The 19,084-nt window shown below is 70.5% G+C and carries 17 protein-coding genes; 10 read left to right on the forward strand and 7 right to left on the reverse strand.

Annotated features, from left to right (window positions below):
- Positions 1-224 precede the first annotated feature (224 nt).
- The 7 genes from ABKA17_RS43670 to ABKA17_RS43700 all read left to right on the forward strand — a co-directional run bounded on the left by ABKA17_RS43670 (position 225) and on the right by ABKA17_RS43700 (position 10,359).
- Positions 225-3,920, forward strand: coding sequence for a nitrate reductase subunit alpha (locus ABKA17_RS43670; protein ID WP_353697986.1), 3,696 nt, complete (start codon positions 225-227; stop codon positions 3,918-3,920).
- A gap of 1 nt (position 3,921) precedes the next feature.
- Entirely contained in the window at positions 3,922-5,448 is a 1,527-nt protein-coding gene (gene narH / locus ABKA17_RS43675) for a nitrate reductase subunit beta (RefSeq protein WP_353697987.1), read from the forward strand.
- The gene (gene narJ, locus ABKA17_RS43680) at positions 5,445-6,260 is read left to right on the forward strand and encodes a nitrate reductase molybdenum cofactor assembly chaperone (protein ID WP_353697988.1); all 816 of its coding nucleotides are present in this window, start codon (positions 5,445-5,447) and stop codon (positions 6,258-6,260) included. Before narH ends, narJ begins: the two co-directional genes overlap by 4 nt.
- A complete protein-coding gene (gene narI / locus ABKA17_RS43685; RefSeq protein WP_353697989.1) occupies positions 6,257-7,030 on the forward strand; it encodes a respiratory nitrate reductase subunit gamma in 774 nt (257 codons plus the stop codon). Before narJ ends, narI begins: the two co-directional genes overlap by 4 nt.
- Positions 7,031-7,182: 152 nt before the next feature.
- Positions 7,183-7,647 (forward strand): Crp/Fnr family transcriptional regulator, encoded by a 465-nt coding sequence (locus ABKA17_RS43690; RefSeq protein WP_353697990.1) that lies wholly within the window; start codon positions 7,183-7,185, stop codon positions 7,645-7,647.
- Positions 7,648-7,706: 59 nt separating this feature from the next.
- On the forward strand, positions 7,707-8,405 hold the full coding sequence (locus ABKA17_RS43695; RefSeq protein ID WP_353698029.1) for a CBS domain-containing protein: 699 nt from the start codon (positions 7,707-7,709) through the stop codon (positions 8,403-8,405).
- Between the two features lie 724 nt (positions 8,406-9,129).
- On the forward strand, positions 9,130-10,359 hold the full coding sequence (locus ABKA17_RS43700; RefSeq protein ID WP_353697991.1) for a PP2C family protein-serine/threonine phosphatase: 1,230 nt from the start codon (positions 9,130-9,132) through the stop codon (positions 10,357-10,359).
- 424 nt (positions 10,360-10,783) lie between these two features.
- On the opposite strand, the gene ABKA17_RS43705 is transcribed toward ABKA17_RS43700, so the two are convergent.
- From ABKA17_RS43705 to ABKA17_RS43725, 5 genes are read right to left on the reverse strand one after another with little or no spacing between them, the layout of a single operon-like run.
- On the reverse strand, positions 10,784-11,947 hold the full coding sequence (locus ABKA17_RS43705; RefSeq protein WP_353697992.1) for a PAS domain-containing sensor histidine kinase: 1,164 nt from the start codon (positions 11,945-11,947) through the stop codon (positions 10,784-10,786).
- 13 nt (positions 11,948-11,960) lie between these two features.
- A complete protein-coding gene (locus ABKA17_RS43710) occupies positions 11,961-12,992 on the reverse strand; it encodes a SpoIIE family protein phosphatase (protein WP_353697993.1) in 1,032 nt (343 codons plus the stop codon).
- A gap of 13 nt (positions 12,993-13,005) precedes the next feature.
- Entirely contained in the window at positions 13,006-13,434 is a 429-nt protein-coding gene (locus ABKA17_RS43715) for an anti-sigma regulatory factor (protein WP_353697994.1), read from the reverse strand.
- Complete coding sequence (locus ABKA17_RS43720) at positions 13,431-13,793, reverse strand: STAS domain-containing protein (RefSeq protein ID WP_502994539.1); 363 nt, start codon at positions 13,791-13,793, stop codon at positions 13,431-13,433. Before ABKA17_RS43720 ends, ABKA17_RS43715 begins: the two co-directional genes overlap by 4 nt.
- A 20-nt stretch (positions 13,794-13,813) precedes the next feature.
- On the reverse strand, positions 13,814-15,031 hold the full coding sequence (locus tag ABKA17_RS43725; protein WP_353697996.1) for a PAS domain S-box protein: 1,218 nt from the start codon (positions 15,029-15,031) through the stop codon (positions 13,814-13,816).
- Positions 15,032-16,309: 1,278 nt separating this feature from the next.
- Here ABKA17_RS43725 and ABKA17_RS43730 point away from each other — a divergent pair.
- Together ABKA17_RS43730 and ABKA17_RS43735 are read left to right on the forward strand one after the other, a co-directional pair.
- Positions 16,310-16,648 (forward strand): cupredoxin domain-containing protein, encoded by a 339-nt coding sequence (locus tag ABKA17_RS43730; protein ID WP_353697997.1) that lies wholly within the window; start codon positions 16,310-16,312, stop codon positions 16,646-16,648.
- Positions 16,648-17,094, forward strand: a complete 447-nt coding sequence (locus tag ABKA17_RS43735) for a hypothetical protein (RefSeq protein WP_353697998.1) — start codon at positions 16,648-16,650, stop codon at positions 17,092-17,094. The genes ABKA17_RS43730 and ABKA17_RS43735 overlap by 1 nt, the downstream gene beginning before the upstream one ends.
- A 242-nt stretch (positions 17,095-17,336) precedes the next feature.
- On the opposite strand, the gene ABKA17_RS43740 is transcribed toward ABKA17_RS43735, so the two are convergent.
- Positions 17,337-17,780, reverse strand: coding sequence for a hypothetical protein (locus tag ABKA17_RS43740; RefSeq protein WP_353697999.1), 444 nt, complete (start codon positions 17,778-17,780; stop codon positions 17,337-17,339).
- On the opposite strand from ABKA17_RS43740, the gene ABKA17_RS43745 reads away from it, so the two are divergent.
- Entirely contained in the window at positions 17,761-18,048 is a 288-nt protein-coding gene (locus ABKA17_RS43745; protein ID WP_353698000.1) for a hypothetical protein, read from the forward strand. The two genes, ABKA17_RS43740 and ABKA17_RS43745, sit on opposite strands and share 20 nt — an antisense overlap.
- Positions 18,049-18,107: 59 nt before the next feature.
- Here the strand turns inward: ABKA17_RS43745 and ABKA17_RS43750 are convergent, their stop codons facing one another.
- Positions 18,108-18,530 carry a pyridoxamine 5'-phosphate oxidase family protein gene (locus tag ABKA17_RS43750; RefSeq protein ID WP_353698001.1) on the reverse strand — a complete coding sequence of 141 codons (423 nt, stop codon included), beginning with the start codon at positions 18,528-18,530 and terminating at the stop codon, positions 18,108-18,110.
- Between the last annotated feature and the right edge of the window lie 554 nt (positions 18,531-19,084).

The raw sequence follows: 19,084 nt of genomic DNA on the forward strand, positions 1-19,084 counted from the left end.
TGACCGTCGGGCGCCGCTGCTCGGCGGCGAGGCGGCTTGCCGCCCAGGCCGCCACAGAGCGGTAGTCCGTCAACTCCGAGTAGGGGAAGGACCCATGGCCCGCGGGTGCCGGGCACGAGCAGGGCCGATCGGCGTGGACACGGGGCGTTCACGGGCCGGTCGGATACGAGACCGGGACCTTTGGCCCCGCGAGGAAACGCAGGGGCCTGCCTAGCGTTCCTCCCATGGAGAACGACAAGACCGCGGGACCCGCCACTGACACGGGCCGGGCCTGGCCGCTGGCAGCGCGGCGGCTGCTGACCCGCCGTGAGGTGTCCGCCGACGGCCGTGCCGTGTTCGGCGAGAACGACGGCAAGTGGGAGGGCTTCTACCGGGAACGGTGGGCGCACGACAAGGTGGTGCGCTCCACGCATGGGGTCAACTGCACCGGCTCCTGCTCCTGGATGGTGTACGTCAAGGACGGCATCATCACCTGGGAGCACCAGGCCACCGACTATCCCTCGATCGGCGCGGACTGCCCCGAGTACGAGCCCCGCGGCTGCCCCCGCGGTGCCTCCTTCTCCTGGTACACGTACTCGCCCAGCCGGGTGCGCTACCCGTATGTGCGGGGCGCTCTGCTGAAGCTGTGGCGCGAGGCCCGTAAGCGGCTGGGTGACCCGGTGGCGGCCTGGGCCGAGATCACCTCGGATCCGGCGAAGGCCCGCGCCTACAAGCGGGCGCGCGGCAAGGGCGGCCTGGTGCGCGCCGACTGGGACGAGGTCAGCGAGCTGATCGCCGCCGCTCAGGTGCACACCGTCAAGACGTACGGCCCCGACCGCGTCGCCGGGTTCTCCCCGATCCCGGCGATGTCGATGGCGTCGTTCGCGGCCGGTGCGCGGTTCCACTCGCTGATCGGTGGCACGCTGCTGTCCTTCTATGACTGGTACGCGGACCTGCCGATCGCCTCTCCGCAGGTCTTCGGGGACCAGACCGACGTGCCGGAGGCGGCGGACTGGTGGAACGCCGGGTATCTGATCATGTGGGGTTCCAACATCCCCGTCACCCGGACGCCCGACGCGCACTTCCTTACCGAGACCCGCTACAACGGCACCAAGATCGTCGCGGTGAGCCCCGACTACGCCGACAACGTCAAGCACGCCGACGAGTGGCTCGCCCCGCACCCGGGCACCGACGGCGCGCTGGCGATGGCCATGGGACACGTGATCCTGCGCGAGTTCCTCGTCGACCGCGAAGTGCCGTACTTCCAGGACTACATGCGCAAGTTCACCGACGCCCCGTTCCTGGTGACCCTGCGCGAGCACGACGCCCACGGTCTCGTCCCGGACCGGTTCCTCACCGCCGCCGACCTCGGCCGCGATACGGAACACGCGGAGTCCAAGACCGTCGTCCTCGACTCGGCCACCGGCGAACCGGTCGTGCCGAACGGCTCGCTCGGCTTCCGTTGGGGGGAGGCCGAGCCGGGCCGCTGGAACCTGGACCTGGGTACCACCGTGCCCGAGCTGAGCCTGCTCGAGTGTGCGGAGGAGACCGTGGCCGTGGCCCTGCCCCGGTTCGACGAGGGCGCCACGGAGGGCGGCTCGGTCCTGGTGCGCGGTGTGCCCGTGCGACGAATCGGCGGGCGCGTCGTCACCACGGTGTTCGATCTGATGCTGGCGCAGTACGGGGTGCGGCGACCGGGGCTGCCGGGCCGTTGGCCGGCGTCGTACGAGGACGCCTCGCAGCCGTACACCCCGGCCTGGCAGGAGACGCTCACCTCCGTCCCTGCCGAGCAGGCGGCCCGGATCGCCCGGGAGTTCGCGCGCAACGCCGAGCGGACCAACGGCCGGTCCATGATCGCGCTGGGCGCCGGCACCAACCACTGGTTCCACTCCGACACCATCTACCGGGCCTTCCTGGCGCTGACCACGATGACCGGCTGCCAGGGCGTCAACGGCGGCGGCTGGGCGCACTACGTAGGACAGGAGAAGGTCCGCCCGGTCACCGGGCAGCAGCACCTGTCGTTCGCCTTCGACTGGCAGCGGCCCACCCGGCACATGGCGGGCACGTCCTACTGGTACCTGAACTCCGACCAGTGGCGCTACGAGGCCTTCGGCCCCGATGAGCTGGCTTCCCCGCTCGGGGAAGGGCGCTTCGTGGGCAAGGGGTTCGCCGACTGCCTCGCCCAGGCTGTGCGGCTGGGCTGGACGCCCGGTCACCCCGGATTCAACCGCAACCCGCTCGATCTGACCGACGAGGCGCATGCCCAGGGCAAGCAGGTCGCCGAGCACATCGTCGACGAGCTGAAGTCCGGGCGGCTGAGGTTCGCCGCCGAGGACCCGGACGACCCGGCCAACTTCCCGCGCGTGCTGACGGTCTGGCGGGCCAACCTGCTGGGTTCCTCCGGCAAGGGCAACGAGTACTTCCTGCGCCACCTGCTGGGCACGGACGCGGCTGTCCGCTCCGAGGAGACCCCGCCCGAGCACCGGCCGAAGGACGTGGTGTGGCGGGAGGAGGCGCCGGAAGGCAAGCTCGACCTGCTGGTCTGCATGGACTTCAGGATGACCTCCACCGGTCTGCTCGCCGACGTGGTCCTGCCGGCCGCGACCTGGTACGAGAAGGACGACCTGTCCAGCACGGACATGCACCCCTTCGTGCATGCCTTCACCCCGGCCATCGCCCCGCCCTGGCAGGCCCGCACCGACTACGACACCTTCCTGACGATCGCCGACCGGTTCAGCGACCTTGCCGCCGAGCACCTGGGCAACCGCACCGACGTCCTCGCGGTCCCGCTGCTGCATGACACACCGGACGAACTCGCCCAGCCCGGCGGGACGGTACGGGACTGGAAGGCCGGCGAGTGCGAACCGGTCCCCGGGAAGACCATGCCCAAGCTCGTCGTCATCGAACGCGACTACGCCGCGATCGCGCAGAAGATGCGCGCCGTCGGACCGCTCCTGGACACCCTGGGCACCACCACCAAGGGCATCACCGTCCACCCGAACCAGGAAATCGACGACCTCCGCCACCGTAACGGCACCGTCAGGGACGGAATCGCCGCCGGACGGCCCTCCCTCGCCACCGCGAGCGACATGTGCGAGGCGATCCTCGCCCTGTCCGGCACCACCAACGGTCGCCTCGCCACCGAGGGTTTCCGCGAGATGGAGCGGCAGACCGGCAGCGAGGGTCTGGTGGAACTGGCCTCCGAGCGTGAGGCCGAGCGGATCACCTTCGCCGACACCCGCACCCAGCCCCGCTCGGTGATGACGTCGTACGAATGGTCCGGCAGCGAGACCGGCGGCCGCCGTTACTCGCCCTTCGTCATCAACACCGAGCACAAGAAGCCCTGGCACACCCTCACCGGCCGCCAGCACTTCTTCGTCCAGCACGACTGGATCGCCGAACTCGGCGAACAACTCCCGGTCTACCGACCGCCGTTGAACACCCCTCGCCACTACGGGAACGAGCACCTCGGCGGCGACCGCGCCGAGGTGACGGTCCGCTACCTGACCCCGCACTCGAAGTGGTCCATCCACTCGAACTACCAGGACAACAAGTACATGCTCGACCTGTCCCGCGGCGGCCCCACCATCTGGATGTCCCTCGCGGACGCCGAGAAGATCGGCGTCAAGGACAACGAGTGGATCGAGGCCTACAACCGCAACGGCGTCGTCGCCGCCCGAGCGGTGGTCACCCACCGCATGCCCGAGGGCACGGTGTACATGTACCACGCCCAGGACCGCAACGTGAACGTGCCGAAGACCGAGGTCAGTGGCAAGCGGGGCGGCATCCACAACTCCCTGACCAGGCTGCTGCTCAAGCCCACCCACCTCGCGGGCGGCTACGCGCAGTTCACCTACGCCTTCAACTACTACGGGCCGACCGGCAACCAGCGCGACGAGGTCACCGTCATCCGCCGCCGCAGCCAGCAAGTGGAGTACTGACATGCGCGTCATGGCACAGATCGCGATGGTGATGAACCTCGACAAGTGCATCGGCTGCCACACCTGCTCGGTCACCTGCAAGCAGACATGGTCCAACCGGCCCGGCGTCGAGTACGCCTGGTTCAACAACGTCGAGACCAAGCCGGGTGTCGGCTATCCCCGTCGCTACGAGGACCAGGAGCAGTGGAAGGGCGGCTGGACGCTGGACAAGCGCGGACGTCTCGTCCTGCGCTCCGGCGGGAGGGTCAAGCGGCTCCTGTCGCTGTTCTCCAACCCCGACCTGCCCGCCATCGAGGACTACTACGAGCCGGTCACCTACGACTACGACAACCTCGTCAGCGCCCCCGCCGGCCAGGACATCCCCGTCGCCCGCCCCCGCTCCGTACTCACCGGCAAACCCACCGCCATCAGCTGGGGCGCCAACTGGGAGGACGGCCTTGGCGGCGCCCCGGAGCACGCCGGCGGCGACCCCAACCTGAGCGGGGCATGGGCTCAGAAGGTCAAGTTCGAGTTCGAGCAGACCTTCCTCTTCCATCTGCCCCGGCTGTGCGAGCACTGCCTCAACCCGGCCTGTGTCTCGGCCTGTCCGTCGGGCGCGATGTACAAGCGGGTCGAGGACGGCATCGTCCTGGTCGACCAGGACCGCTGCCGCGGCTGGCGGATGTGCGTCACGGCCTGCCCGTACAAGAAGGTCTACATCAACCACGCCACCGGCAAGGCCGAGAAGTGCACCTTCTGCTTCCCGCGCATCGAGGCCGGCCAGCCCACCGTCTGTTCCGAGACCTGCGTCGGCAGGCTCCGTTACCTGGGCCTGCTCCTCTACGATGCCGACCGCGTCGGCGAGGCCGCCGCAACCCCGGACGAGCACGACCTGCTCGATGCCCAGCGCGGCGTCTTCCTCGACCCGCACGACCCTGAAGTCCGCGCAGCCGCACGGGAGTCGGGCATCCCCGATGACTGGCTGGACGCCGCCCGCCGCTCTCCGGTGTACGACCTCGTCATGCGGTACAAGGTCGCGCTGCCGCTGCACCCGGAGTATCGGACGATGCCGATGGTCTGGTACGTGCCACCGCTGTCCCCCGTGCTGGACGCGGTCGACGCGGCGGGCGGCAACCAGGACGACCCCGACCACGTCTTCGCCGCCGTCACCCGACTGCGCATCCCCCTGGAGTACCTGGCGGAGCTGTTCACCGCGGGAGACACGGACGTGGTCGCCGGGGTGCTGATGAAGCTCACCGCGCTGCGCTCGTACATGCGCGAGCGCACCCTCGGTGAGGTGGGCGACGAGACCGTACTGAGCGCCGTAGGACTCTCCGCCCGGGAGGCGGAGGACCTGCACCGCCTCCTCGCCATCGCCAAGTACCAGGACCGCTACGTCGTACCGGCCGCCCACAAGGAGGATGCCGCCGCGCTCACCGCGATGGAGAACCGCTGCCCGGTCGAGACGTCCGGCGACCCCGAGCCCCGCAAGATCATGCTCGGCATCCCCACCCTGCGCCGCAACACCACCGCCGGAGGCCGTTCATGAGCCCGCTGCCCTCCCTCAGTGCTGAACGCCCGGGGGGATCCCCGTCGATTCCCGCGCTCGTCCGCACCCGCGTCCGGGCCGCCATACGCCGCCCGGCCCGTCTCACCGCCGAGGAGACGGCGGGCCGAGCGCTGACGCTGCGGCTCGTGTCGCTGCTCCTGCAGTACCCGGACTCCGAACTAGCCGCCGCCCGCTCGGAGTTGACCACCGTAGTGGCGGCTCTGCCGGCCACGCCCGGGTCGGAACACCTGGCCCGGTTCACCGAATGGTTCGCCGCACAGGATGCCGAGGCGCTGGAGCGGCACTACGTCGAGATGTTCGACCTGCGTCGCAAGAGCAGCCTCTACCTCACCTACTACCTGCACGGCGACACCCGCCGCCGTGGCATGGCCCTGCTCGCCCTCGCCCAGCGCTACCGCGCCGCCGGCTGGGACACCGACGGCGGGGAACTGCCCGACCACCTTCCGGTCGTCCTGGAGTTCGCCGCGCTCGCCGGACCGCGCACGGGCGAGTCGCCTCTGCGGCAGCACCGACGTGGACTGCAGCTCATCCATCGCGCACTGGCCGACGCCGACTCGCCCTACCACCACGTCGTGGCCGCCCTGCTCAGTCTGCTGCCACCGCCCACCGCGGCGGACCTGGAGGCCGTGGCGGAACTCGCGACCCAGGGACCGCCCGACGAAGAGGTCGGCCTCGACCCCTACGGCACCTATGGCGCGGGCGAGTTCGCCCCACCCGGCACCTTCGTCCAGCCCGAGCATGCCCCGCCCACCCTGATGCCGCCCCTCACGACCCCGGAAGGCCTGCGATGAGCGCCGTCAGTCCCTCCTCCTTCGCCGCCTCCTCGGTCGGTGGCGCCGACCTCCTTCTCTGGGTCGCCGTCCCCTACATCTGCCTCGCCGTGTTCGCCGTCGGTCACGTCTGGCGCTACCGGCAGGACCAGTTCGGCTGGACCTCCCGCACGTCTCAGCTCCTCGAACACCGCTGGCTGCGCTGGGGCAGCCCCTTGTTCCACCTCGGCGCCTTCATGGTGATCGCCGGGCATGTCGTGGGGCTCGCCGTTCCCGACTCGTGGACCGAGGCCGCCGGGATCACCGAACACGCCTACCACACCACGGCGGTCTGGGCAGGCTCGGTGGCCGGCGTGGCCATGGTCGCGGGGCTGGGCATGCTCTGCGCCCGCCGACTGCTGACCCGCCAGATCCGCCTCGGTACCGACCGTAGTGACAAACTCCTCTTCCCGCTGCTGTCCGCCACCGTCCTGCTCGGCATCACCGCCACGGCCGCCCACAACGTCTTCGGTGCCGGATACGACTACCGGTCGACCGTCTCGGTCTGGTTCCGCGGCCTGTTCGTTCTCCAGCCCGAGCCGGAGGCCATCGCCGGGGCACCGCTGCTGTTCCAGCTCCACGCACTGACTGCCTTCCTGCTCTTCGCGGCCTGGCCGTTCACCCGCCTGGTGCACGTGTGGAGCGCCCCGATCGGATACTTGGCCCGGCCGTACCTGGTGTACCGGCGGCGCGCGGTCACCACACGAACGAGCGCGGGACTGAGTGCCTCGGCAGCCAAGCCGCGTACCTGACAGGGCGCTGCTGGCCGACGGGCTCGACGAGAGCCCACCGGCGCCCGGGACAGGGCCACTCGGCCCATGTCCCGGGCAGGCTTGTGCCTCACCCTGAAGGTGTCGCGCGACGGCACGGGCGACATACCGGCCGACGGGCAGGAGGCTCAGCCATGACCACCGCGATCACGCCTCGCATGGCCACAACGATGCCCGCCGAGTACCGGGGCAGGCTCATGGCCGTCGCGCGCGAGGTGAGCTTCCCGCAAGGCATCCGCTTGTTCAACGAAGGCGGACGGGCCGACCGCTTCTGGATCATCCAGACCGGCAGGATCGCCCTCGACATGAAGGTGCCCGGGCGACGCCCGGCGGTGATCGAGACACTGGGCTCCGGCGAGCTCGTCGGCCGGTCCTGGCTGTTCCCGCCCCACGTGTGGCAGTTGGGCGCGGAGGCCGTGAGCCCGGTGCGCGCGTTCGAGTTCGACGCCGAGGCCGTGCGGACGATGTGCCGGGACGACAGCGCGATGGGGAACGCGGTCGCCCTCTGGGCCGGCCAGGTGATGGCCCACCGACTGCGCGCGGCCCGCACCCGCCTGCTCGACCTGTACGCCCCCTACGGCAGCGGACTTCCCCAGTGACCGCGCCGTACCTGCACGCCCTCACCGTCGTCCGTATGCGAGTACCACCGGAGGACACCATGCACAGCACTCCGCACATCGTGGACGATGTCATGACCCGCACCGTCGTCGCCCTCGGTCGCGGGGCGACGTTCAAGGACATCGTGAAGACCATGCAGCGGTGGAAGGTCAGCGCGCTCCCCGTACTCACGGACGGGAACCGGGTGGTCGGTGTCGTCTCGGAGGCCGACCTGCTGCCGAAGGAGGAGTTCCGCGACAGCGACCCCGATCGGTACACCCGGCTGCGCCGCCTGTCCGACCTGGAGAAGGCGGGTGCGGTGACCGCCGAGGAGCTGATGACCACCCCCGCTGTCACCGTCCCTGCGAACGCCACCCTCGCCCAGGCCGCACGGATCATGGCGCGCAGCAGGGTCAAGCGGCTTCCCGTGGTCGACGAGACGGGTGTGCTGGAGGGCATCGTCAGCCGCTCCGACCTGCTCAAGGTCTTCCTGCGGAACGATCAGGACATCGCCGAGGAGATCCGCCATGAGGTCGTCGTCCATCTCTCTCCCGACCCGATGCACCCGATCCGGGTGGACGTGCGCGACGGTGTCGTCACGTTGACCGGCCGTATCCCGGACACCGCTCTCGTGCCTGTCGCCGCGCGACTGGTGCGGGCCGTCGAGGGTGTGGTGGACGTGGACTGCCGACTCATGGGCCCGCACCGCCAACCTGACCTGGACCCGGATCTCCCGGACTCGCCCCAGGCGTCTCGGTGAGCAGGCCCAGGGCGCGCCGAACCAGGGTGCCCAGGGTGTGGTTCTGGCGGTGGCGGGGCCGGTTCGGCTCCACCCCGCACAGCTCCATCCGGTGCCGCTTGATCGCCCGCCGGGCCTGCGGGTGCCGGTCCGTGGAGATCGTCAGTGTGTGGCGGTGGTGTTCCTGAGGGCGGGGGACGGGCCTGCGCGTGCATGAAGACGCACTGGCCTGCGGCCGACGACCCACGTGCGGTCGCAGCCCTTTCCGGAGCCGCCCCCCTTGGCGCGGGCGCCCGCACGCTCCGGTGGGGACGGGGGAGCCCCTCACGGATGCCGTGGCCGACGTCCTGCGCCTGACTCAATGATTACTCGGTGGTAGCGGGTGCGAGAGGGGCGGACGGCCCTCTGTGGAGGCCACTGGGGTCCTTGCGCCCGTGGGCGGCAACGGATCCGTACGACGACGTGGTGTGCCGTGAGCGTCCGGCCGCCGGCACTGGACGGTGCCCACGGTCGAATTCGCGCGGCTGCGGTCAGGAGGGGGACAGGCGACGGCATCTTTGGACGTTGACGATGCCTGACACGTGTGGTCCGGTCAGGCGGCGCGGAGGCCGGTGAGTACGGGGTCGACGGTGTCCTCGGCCCATCCGGTGCCGCCGCCGCGGGCCCGCTCCATGAGCCGAGCTGGCTTGTTTCTCTCTATGGTGGAAAACCACACCATGACGTCTCGTACCGAGGCAGGCCGCACATGAGGGAACCGAAGATCGACTACGCGGCGGTCTTCCGGGCCCTGCCCGGCATGGTGGCGCTACTGACGCCCGAGCTGGTGTACGTCGACGCCAACGAGGACTTCGTACGACTTGCCGGCCGAACCCGCGAGCAGCTCCTGGGCCGCTATATCTTCGATGTCTTCCCCGAGAACCCCAATGATCCGGCCGCGGCCGGGATGCGGGAGACGCGGGACTCCATGCTGCGCGCGGTGGCCACCGGCGAGCGCGACACCATGGCGGTGCTCCGCTACGACATCGAGGATCCTCAGCGGCCCGGCCGGTGGCAGGAGCACTTCTGGAGCCCGGTCAACGCGCCCGTCCTCGGCCCTGACGGGCAGGTGGTGCTGCTCGTGCACCGAGTGGAGGAGGTGACCGAACTCCTTCGAGCCCGCGGCGGACCAGGTGGCGACAGCCGGGCACGTGTGCTGGAGGCCGAGCTCTACACCCGCGCTCGGGAACTCCAGGAGGTCAACGAACGCCTGCGCAAGGCCCACGCCCACGAGCGTGAGGTCGCCCTGGCTCTGCAGGAGGCGCTGCTGCCCGCCCCCGAACCCCTGAGGCACCAACAGGCAGCCGTACGCTACCGGCCCGCCGTCAGTGCCCTGAACGTGTGCGGAGACTGGTACGACCTGGTCGACCTGCCCGACGACTGCCTCGCGGTGGCCGTCGGTGACGTGGTCGGCCACGGCCTGGCGGCGGCCTGCGTCATGGGGCAGCTGCGCAGCGCGCTGAGTGCTGCCACCCGGGTCGCCGACGGCCCGGCTCAGGCTCTGGAAGCCCTCGGCCTGTATGCCCGCTCCGTCGACGGCGCCGAGTCGACCACGGCCGCAACGGCCTTCGTCGACTGGGACGACCTCACCATCACCTACAGCAGCGCCGGCCATCCACCGCCTGCTCTTCTGCACCCGGACGGCTCTGTGCGCTTCCTCGACGGGGCCACGGACCCGCCGCTCGGCGCCCACCCCGAACACGCCCGCCGTCCTCAGGCCACGACGCCGTTCGTCCGGGGAGCCTCCCTGGTCCTCTACACCGACGGCCTGATCGAACGCCGCACCGAGGACATCGACGCCGGCCTGGTCCGTCTCACCGACTCCCTCACCCGCCACCGCGACACCGACCCCGAGGCCCTGGCCGACGCCCTCCTGGCCGACCTCCTACCCTCCGGCGGCAACACCGACGACACCGCTCTTGTCGTCATCCGCCTGTGACACATCCCCCGCGCCTCCGCACCCACGGCCCTACAGACATGTCCTGGAGGGCACCACCGGCGGCCGGTGAAAGGCGTGGCCGATGTCGGACGCGTGCACACCGGCAGCAGCTGTCCGCCGCGTCCACCGACGTGGCGGCGGGCGCGGCACAGCGGGCGCGGGTTTGAGCAGTCGAGAATTCCACCCGCGGCAGGTCGATGACGGTGCATCCGTGAGCGCGGTGGGCGGAGGGCAGTGGTGGCTCGGAGAGCCTGAACAGGACGTATTGCGACGGGCAACCCCCGTTCTTCGAACCCCTGCTGGCCGATCCACCCACTCCGCGGAGGGCGGATACCACCCCCGTGCTTCGGCTGGGCCCGATCACTGCATACGCGCTCTTCCTCGCCGGTCGTTGAATCCGGCGAGACGCTCAGGTCAGGCGTGGCTACCGGGAGAGTGGGACGCGCCAGTCGAGGACGGTGCCGGCCGGCGTGTTCGGGGTGAGGGCGAAGGTGCCGCCCAGTTCCTCGGCACGCCCGCGGAGATTGCTGAGGCCGCTGCGACGGATGACGGCCGGGTCGATGCCGCGGCCGTTGTCCGCCACGCGCAGGCGCAGGTCTGTGGCGGTGACTTCGACGATGACGTCGACGGCGGTGGCGTGGGCGTGGCGGGCGGCGTTGGACAGGGCCTCGCCGAGGACGGCCAGCAGGTGTTCGGCGTGTTCGGCGGGGGTGTCGGTGTCCAGCAGACCGGTCATCCGCAGTGCGGGCGTGAAGCCGAGGATCTCGGCGGCCCGGTCGGTGGCCGCCACAAGGCGGGGGCGTAGACCGCTGCCGCGCAGATCCTGTCGCTGCTCGCGCAGGGCGTAGATGGTGGAGCGGATGACCTTGATGGTGTCGTCCAGATCGTTCACGACCCGCTGGATCCGCTCGGTCACCTGCGGCCGGTCGGTGATCCGGCCGAGTGTGGACTGCAGCGTCAGGGCGCCGGCGAAGAGCCGCTGGATGACCAGGTCGTGCATGTCGCGGGCGATCCGGTCGCGGTCTCCCTGTACCTCGCGATCGGCACGGGCGGTGGCCAACTCCGCCTGGGCGGCCAGCTGCTGGGTGATGTCGCGTGCCACTGTGGAGAAGCCGATCAGCATGCCGTCGACATCTCGCATGGCTGAGATGGTGACGGCCACGTCGACTTCGGAGCCGTCCGAGCGGCGCCATCGGCTCTGGTGCGGCTGTGCGTGTCCCTGAGTACGGATCTCCTCCACCGCCGCGCGGAAGGCGTCGAGCGCCGCGTCGGGGAGGAGCACCTCGACGGACTCCCCGACGATGTGCCGCTCGTTGCGGCCGAACAGTCGCCGCGCGCCTGGATTCCACGTCTGGACGCGGTGCCGGGGCGAGGGGTCTACCGACATCATCGCGTCATCGGAGGAGGTCACCATCGCCGCGAGCCGGGCCTCGGCCAGCCGCGCGGCCTCCAGTTCGGTGTGCAGAGCGATGAGACCGCGGTTGGTGTCATCGAGCTCTTGGCGCAGATCGGCGATCAGCTCCGCGCTCTCTGAGGAGAGGGGGTTCGGCACCTCCCCCATGGCCAACCGTCCTTCGTCGTCCGTCATATGACCTGCTCCATCATGGCATGCCGCCGCGCTTGCGAACCACGAGAACAGTGGCGTCGTCAGAGGGCCTGCCGTGGTCCCGGTGCACCACGGCGGCGACGATCGTCGGATGATGCTGCAGCAGTCGAGGGTGGCCTTCTAGGTTCCAACCGGAGCGGATCCCGTCGGAAACCAGGATGAGAGTCGAGCTGGGCTCCCACGGGCAGTGCTGAAGGTGAGTACGCGGCACGGGGAGATGGGTGCCCAGGGTGCCGGGCCGGTCCAGCAGGTGTGCGGACCGGGTTGCGGAGAGGACCCGGCCGGTGATGTTGCCGACCGCCCCATAGGTGAGCACGCCGTTGTCCGGATCGATCAGGCACAGGCCCAGGACCGCGCCCCGCGTGGCGCGCATCGCCTGGTGGGCGCGCTGGATAAAGCGGCCGGGATCGTCGACCGGCCCGTCCTCGAACATGGTGATCGCGGCTCGGGACGCGGCGGCGGCGGCGGGACCATGGCCGAGGCCGTCCACGGCCAGAGCGGCCAGCCGCCGACCGGGCACGACCGCCCAGGCGTCCCCGGACTCGCCTTCACCGCCGAGCGGGACGTTGACGCCGCCGAAGCACCAACCTCCCTCCAGTGGTGGCGACTTGGCCCCGAGCCGGGCGTAGACGACCGTGCCGTTCCGCGTGGAGTACCAGTCGAACTCGGCTGAGTTGCGTCGCACGACGCTCAGCCCCGCTTTGAGGCCCCGGCCGCGAGACGGCCGCGACAGCGGGCCCGGTGGTGGCGGCAGCCGGGTCGGTGGTGGGGCGAGGTCCGCCGCGGTCATGCCCGGGCCGCGGTCGACGGAGATCAACTCGATCCCGTCCCCGGCCCTGCGGACCAGCACGTGCCCGCCGGGGTGGGCGTGCCGCACCAGGTTGGTGCCCAACTCGGTGGCGACCAGCTCGGCCACACCCACACCGAGGCCGCGCTGTCCGGCGGCCATCCGGGCCACCGACCGGCGCAGGGCACCGACGTCCTCCTCGCCCCCGATCGCGTGGAGACGGTGTTCGCTCTCGCTCAACGCCGCCTCCTGGTCATCGCTGCCACTTCACGATCACCACGGTCGTACCCGATCCCGCCTCGGAGGTGAGGGTCAGATCGTCCACCAGCCGACGCGATCCCGGCAGCCCAAGGCCCATGCTGCCTTTGGTGCTGAAGCCGTCGGTCATGGCCGCTCCGATGTCGGCGATGCCCGGCCCGTCGTCGGCGAACGTGACGCGCACCCCCCGCCGGCCTCGTTCATAGACCCGCTCGATGCCGACCCGGCCGCGGCCGCCGTCGGCATAGTTGAGGATGTTGCGGGCCAACTCACTGCCGGCCGTGATGAGCTTGGTCGCGTCGACCAGGTTGAGTCCCACGGCCTCGGCCTCGGCGCGCAGGACCTTGCGGACCCGGATCAGATCGGCCTCATGGGCGATCGCGAAGTCGGCCGGCCCTTGCTCCGTCGTGGCGTTCGTGGTCACAGCCGGTCCGCACCGGCCTCGCCGCGGCGCAGACGCGCCAGCAGCGCCAGGCCCTGCTCGGCATTGAGCGCGGTGTCCAGATGTCCCATCGGGACACCCAGTTCCACCAGCGTGATGGCCACCGCAGGTTGGATCCCCACGATCGCCGCCTGCGCACCGAGCAGCCGGATCATCGCCACGATCCTGGCCAGCACCCGGGCGATGAAGGAGTCGACGACGCTCAGCCGGCTGACGTCGATGAGCATTCCGGACGCACCGGAGCGCGCGATCTCGCGGGTGAGCTGCTCCTCGATCTGCACCACCGTGGTGTCGTCCAAGTCGCCCTGCAGCGCCACCAGCAAGGTGTCTCCGATCCGCATGACCGGTACGACGTCGTCGCTCACCGGGGCTCTCCCAGAGACAGGGCCCGGGCGGCCGTCTCGGCGGTTCCGGCCCGCTCGGCCAGAACCGCCAAGGCCAGTTGCAGGGCGTCCTGCAGGGTGTTGCGGGAGCGCAGGCGCCCCATGTCGATGCCCAGGTGCACCATGGACTGCGCGGTCTCCGGCCGTACCCCGCTCATGATGCTGACCGTCCCCATCAGCGCGGCCGCCTGCACCGTCTTGAGCAGGTGTTGGGCGACCTGGGTGTCGATGGTGGGCACCCCGCTGATGTCCAGGATCGCCACCTCCGCCTGCGTCCGGGCGATCTTCTCCAGCAGGCCCTCGGTCAGCCGGGTGGCCCGCAGTGTGTCCAGCGTCCCGATGATCGGCAGCGCCAGCACCTTGTCCCATACCTGGATCACCGGCGTGGACAGCTCCAGGATCTCGTCGCGCTGCCGCTGCAGCCGCTGCTCGGTCTCCCGGCGCTCGGTGACGTCCCGGATCGCCGCGGCGACCAGTTGTCCCTCGGCGGTCTGAAGCGGGCTCAGGCTGATCTCCACGGGGAACTCGGTGCCGTTCCGGCGCATTCCCGACAGCTCAAGCCCCGCGCCCATCGGCCGCAGACGGGGGTCGGAGAGAAAGCCGTTGCGGTGGCCGACGTGCCGGTTACGGAACCGGGGCGGCACCAGGACCTCGATCTCGCGGCCGACCAACTCTCCCCGTTCGAAGCCGAAGAGCGCTTCCGTCTGCCGGTTGACCAGCACGATCCGCGCGTCGTTGTCAAGGATCAGCATGGCGTCGGGGGCCGACTCCAGGAGCCCGTGGAACAACGACTCGGCCCGTGCGCTCTCCGTGACGTCCCGCATGACCTCGACGAAACCACTCGTCGTGCCCTCCTTGCCCCGCACGGGTGTCACGGCGATCCGCGCCAGGAACCGCTCACCACCCTTGCGGACCCGCCAGCCCTGGAACTCCAGGCCCGCCTCCCAGGCCGAGGCCAGCTCCTGCTCCGCCAGCCCGGAGTCGCGGTCCTCATCGGTGAGCAGCATCGACACCGGCCGCCCCATGACCTCGTCCTCGGTGTAGCCCGTCATCATCTGGGCACCATGGCTCCAGCGGACCACCTCCCCGTCGGGCCCCAACTTGATCACCGCTTGGTCGGCGACCGCGTTCAGCATCGACTCGAGATCACGCAGGCGCCCCTGCGGGTCTCCCTCGTCTCCCGGTGGTGTCGTCATGACCGTGCCTCACCCGTCCCCATCGTCGCTCACCGGCCCAGGCCCTCTGACGGGCGGCCCCCCTGACCTCCGGCGCGCCCGATGCTACCGGTCCGTCGGCACCGTGCAACGGGTCGCCTGCCCTTCAACATCAGGGATCTGATGGGCCGTCACCACCCAAGGGATCGAGTCGAGATGGCACCCGACCGGATCGCATCGAGAACTGGCCGTCTCCTCACATTTCGACGGACACTGGAAGTGAACTCGTCGATGCGGAACAGGCGGTGAGGGGCTCTGGATCGCCCGGATCGTCGGCCGTGGCGGAAGGTGACCTGAACGGTCACCCGGATACCTGGTCCTTGGCACGACGACCGGTCGGCGAGTCGATGGGGCGCACGAGGAGGATGGGACGGCCCTGATGCAGCTCGATGAGCAGGCGGTGACCGTGCTGGTCGCCGAGGCCGCGGCGGCTCCGTCCATGCACAATGCGCAGCTGTGGTGTTTCCGCTTCGTCGCCGACGATCGTCTCCTTCGTGTCTTCGGCGAACCGACGCGGGCGTGTCCCGCTCCGGCCCCGGCAAGCGTGCGCTGCAGATCGGCTGCGGCGCGGCGTTGCTCAACCTGCGCGTCACCGACGCGCATGCGGGCCTGGTCCCGGAGGCTCGGCTGCTGCCCGAGTCGCATGGCCCACAGCTGCTCGCCTCTGTCCGACCGACCGCTCTCACCGGGACGTCAGGAAGGGATGACGACCTGGCGGAACTGCACCCCGCTATCTGGCAGTGGAACACCAGCCGCCACCCCCTCGCCGAGAAGGACCTCCCCGAGGCTCTGCGGGCAGCCTTGCGGCAGGCCTCGACACAAGAGGGAGCCACGCCCAGAAGCGCGACGACGGATCCGGATGCCAGTGACCTGATCCGCTGGACCCGGTTCGGTCTGGAAGCGGACACCGCCGTTGACGGAGCCCCGGAGTACGCCTTCAGGCCGTACCAGCGCGGTGGCGGGGCTCCGCTGCGGGACTCTGCCACGCGCCGACCAGTGGCCGACCACGGGCCGGCCACCTTCAAGCACACCCCGCACCTGGCCCTCCTGAGCACCCTCGGCGACCAACCGGTCGACTGGGTGCGGGCGGGGCAGGCCACTGGAACGGGTCTTGCTGGAGGCTGCCCTGGCCGATCTGGTGACCTCCTTGGCCTTCCGCCCGCTGGCGGGCGACGACCTGCGCCGACTGGTCCGGGGACACGTGCAGATGGTGCTGCGCCTGGGTCGCGGGGCCCCGCCACGCCCTCGGTGCCCTGTCCTTTGGACGCCTGGGTGTTCAACGGCATCGCCGCCCAGTACGCCAAGAAGCCACTGACGGCGAAAGCAGGGGAGCGGGCCCGTTTCTGGGTGGTGGCCGCCGGGTCGAGTGACGGGATCGCCTTCCACGTCGTGGGCACGGTCTTCGACACCGTGTACAAGGAGGGTGCCTACCTGCTGAAACCCGGTCAGTCCGGCGGCGCACAGGTGCTCGACCTGGCCCCGGCCCAGGGCGGCTTCGTCGAGACCACCTACCCCGAGGCCGGCCACTACTCCTTCGTCGACCACGACATGCGCCACGCCGAGACCGGTGCGTACGGCGTGGTGGAGGTGACGGGGTGATGGACACCGTAGGCCTGTGGTCCCTGGTGCGGTTCGCCCACGTGGCCGGAGCGGCCCTGTGGGTCGGCGGCCAACTGGCGCTGTCGCTGGTGATCCTGCCGCTGGCCCGCCGCGTCCTCGCTCCCGAGGACAAGGACCACTTCACCGCCCAGGCGGGCCGCCGCTTCGGGATGCTGACCGGGGCGGTGTTCCTGCCGGTGCAGCTGGCCACCGGCGGGGCCATGGCCTGGCACAAGGGCGTCACCTGGGCCTCGCTCGCCGAGCCCGGCTACGGCCGCACCCTGGCGACCAAACTGGGGCTGTTCGTCGTGGTGATGCTCGCCGCGGCAGCACATGGCATCGCACACGCCAAGGGCCGAGCCGAACTCGCCCGCGCCCTGGCGGTCGTGTCCCTGATCGGCTCCCTGGGCGTCGTCCTGCTCGCCACCGCCCTGCCCGCGACATGACCGACGGAGCGACGGCCCTCCCCGAGGGAGCCATACGCCCACGCGAGCGGAACCGGCACGAGCGACGTCCAGCCCGCAGAACCACCCGCACACGACAGGCAGAACCGATGCGAGCGCCGAAAACCCCTGGAACAACCGCTCTTGATGCCACGGTGGTGGAGGTTCTGCCGGCGGCGACCACGGCGGCCCCGTCGATCCACAACACGCAGCCCTGGCGATTCACCCCGGACCGTGCTGGTCGATCACTTCAGGTGTGGGTCGCGGCGGAGCGGACGCTCCCGCGGGCCGATCCGACGCGCCGCGCGCAGCATCTCTCGGTGGGCGCTGCGCTGTTCAACCTGCAGGTGGCGGCCGCCCACCTGGGCCTGCAACCCGAGGTGCGGCTGTTGACGGACCCCGGCGACTCCGATCTGGCGGCCGTCGTAGGGCTGGCTGACCCGCCGGTCCCGGACGGCCACGAGCCGCAGGACCCGGGCCTGCCACACCTCTACGGCGTCATCTCGCAGCGGCACACCAGCCGGATGCCGTTCACCGGCCGCCCGGTGCCGGAGCTGGTCGTGGCGCAGATGACGGACGGCGCGCACACCGAGGGCGCGCGGCTGTGGATACCGGACTTCCGCGCCATGCTGCGCCTGATCGCCCAGGCGGTTGGACACGGCCGGCCGCATGCCGATGCGCGACTTCATCGGCCCGCATCCCGCCGCGCGTCTGCTGCCCACCCTGGTTTTCGAACGCCGCATCCAGGTAGCCCTTTTGTGGACCGAGAACGACCGGCGCGAAGACTCCCTGCGGGACGAGATGCGGCTGTCGCAGCGGCGATGCCACCCCCAGCTCCTGATCCGCTTCGGCTACGGCCCCGAGGGCCGCCCGACCCCGCGCGCGTCAACGCACCACACGACCGACGCCGGCCCAGGGTCGGCAACACCCGGCACGAGCACGGACTCCGCGGACTGACCACTCGCCCGGCCGCAGGGGCCGACTTTCTCAGACGCCCCATCTGCGGCCGGTCTCGCTCACGCGATGTCGCGCACGCTCACGAGTTCCCGCCCACTCACCATCTCGGACTCGATCCGTACGAAGACTCCGTCCGCGACGACAGCCCAGGAGCGCGGACCGGTGCGCGTCAACCGCTGGTGCTCGGCTGGATCGGTCACCACAGAGGCCCGCCCCGTGACGATCACGCTCCAACCGGACTGAGCCGCGGCATCGAACTCGTCCGCCTCGAAGGCGACCACGACCCCGTCGATCGCGCGGACGAGGTCCGAGGACGCCGACGTGCACAACAGCACCGAGGAACCCGTGTCCAGGGAGAAGTTGACCGGGAGGACCGCGGGCAGCGCCTGCCGGGTGTACACGACACGGCCGACCGGTACTTTGGCCAGCAGCCGCAGACACTCCTGGCGGTCGAGTATGCGAAAGCCGTCGTTGTGAAACATCAGTCCATGGTCCCTCCCTCGGGCCGGGCGGTGTTAGGGCCGGTCGGCCCTTGTACGCGTGATCCGGGAGTGTCCGGAGCGGACGGTCGTCGTGGACCTCCGTTGGCCACTGTTGACCATGGTCGGCCGAACTCCTCGAACCCGCCCATGCGGCGGCCGAGCGCCGCGGTCGAACGCTGCGCGTCACAGCCAGTCGTCTCAACCGCCGGCTGATCGGGGGCCGCGCGGCCGAGACCTGCTCACCGGCACCGCGGTCGCCGACTTCCGGGTCGCCATATGCCGGCGCTGGGTCGCCGGTAGCGCGTCTGCCGTCGGACCGGGACGAGGCCGATCTGCCCACTGATGTACCTCGACGTCTGACGGACGCAGCCGGCGGAGCCGGGAAGGGCCGCGTCGTGGTGGGGCCGCTCGGCCGCGCGACGGGGCCTGCTCGGCGAGTCATGAGGGCCCATTGGCCCACCCCGTGATGGCACGAAATCACGGATTCTGACTGCGGGTCACCGCTGAGCCCGGCAGGCACAGCGCCCTGTTGACCTCACCGACGACTGCGGCCG

This window comes from Streptomyces sp. RG80, from assembly GCF_040446465.1.
In the GTDB taxonomy this organism is placed as follows: Bacteria; Actinomycetota; Actinomycetes; order Streptomycetales; family Streptomycetaceae; genus Streptomyces.

What these genes read in the sequence shown, in the direction of transcription:
- narI (WP_353697989.1), top strand. Translation starts at nt 6,257, where the DNA reads ATGAGCGCCGTCAGTCCCTCCTCCTTCGCCGCCTCCTCGGTCGGTGGC.
- ABKA17_RS43725 (WP_353697996.1), bottom strand. Translation starts at nt 15,031, where the DNA reads ATGACGACACCACCGGGAGACGAGGGAGACCCGCAGGGGCGCCTGCGT.
- ABKA17_RS43745 (WP_353698000.1), top strand. Translation starts at nt 17,761, where the DNA reads ATGCCGATGCGCGACTTCATCGGCCCGCATCCCGCCGCGCGTCTGCTG.
- ABKA17_RS43695 (WP_353698029.1), top strand. Translation starts at nt 7,707, where the DNA reads ATGCACAGCACTCCGCACATCGTGGACGATGTCATGACCCGCACCGTC.
- ABKA17_RS43750 (WP_353698001.1), bottom strand. Translation starts at nt 18,530, where the DNA reads ATGTTTCACAACGACGGCTTTCGCATACTCGACCGCCAGGAGTGTCTG.
- narJ (WP_353697988.1), top strand. Translation starts at nt 5,445, where the DNA reads ATGAGCCCGCTGCCCTCCCTCAGTGCTGAACGCCCGGGGGGATCCCCG.
- ABKA17_RS43740 (WP_353697999.1), bottom strand. Translation starts at nt 17,780, where the DNA reads ATGAAGTCGCGCATCGGCATGCGGCCGGCCGTGTCCAACCGCCTGGGC.
- ABKA17_RS43720 (WP_502994539.1), bottom strand. Translation starts at nt 13,793, where the DNA reads ATGCGGATCGGAGACACCTTGCTGGTGGCGCTGCAGGGCGACTTGGAC.
- narH (WP_353697987.1), top strand. Translation starts at nt 3,922, where the DNA reads ATGCGCGTCATGGCACAGATCGCGATGGTGATGAACCTCGACAAGTGC.
- ABKA17_RS43735 (WP_353697998.1), top strand. Translation starts at nt 16,648, where the DNA reads ATGGACACCGTAGGCCTGTGGTCCCTGGTGCGGTTCGCCCACGTGGCC.
- ABKA17_RS43700 (WP_353697991.1), top strand. Translation starts at nt 9,130, where the DNA reads ATGAGGGAACCGAAGATCGACTACGCGGCGGTCTTCCGGGCCCTGCCC.
- ABKA17_RS43690 (WP_353697990.1), top strand. Translation starts at nt 7,183, where the DNA reads ATGACCACCGCGATCACGCCTCGCATGGCCACAACGATGCCCGCCGAG.
- ABKA17_RS43670 (WP_353697986.1), top strand. Translation starts at nt 225, where the DNA reads ATGGAGAACGACAAGACCGCGGGACCCGCCACTGACACGGGCCGGGCC.
- ABKA17_RS43705 (WP_353697992.1), bottom strand. Translation starts at nt 11,947, where the DNA reads ATGACGGACGACGAAGGACGGTTGGCCATGGGGGAGGTGCCGAACCCC.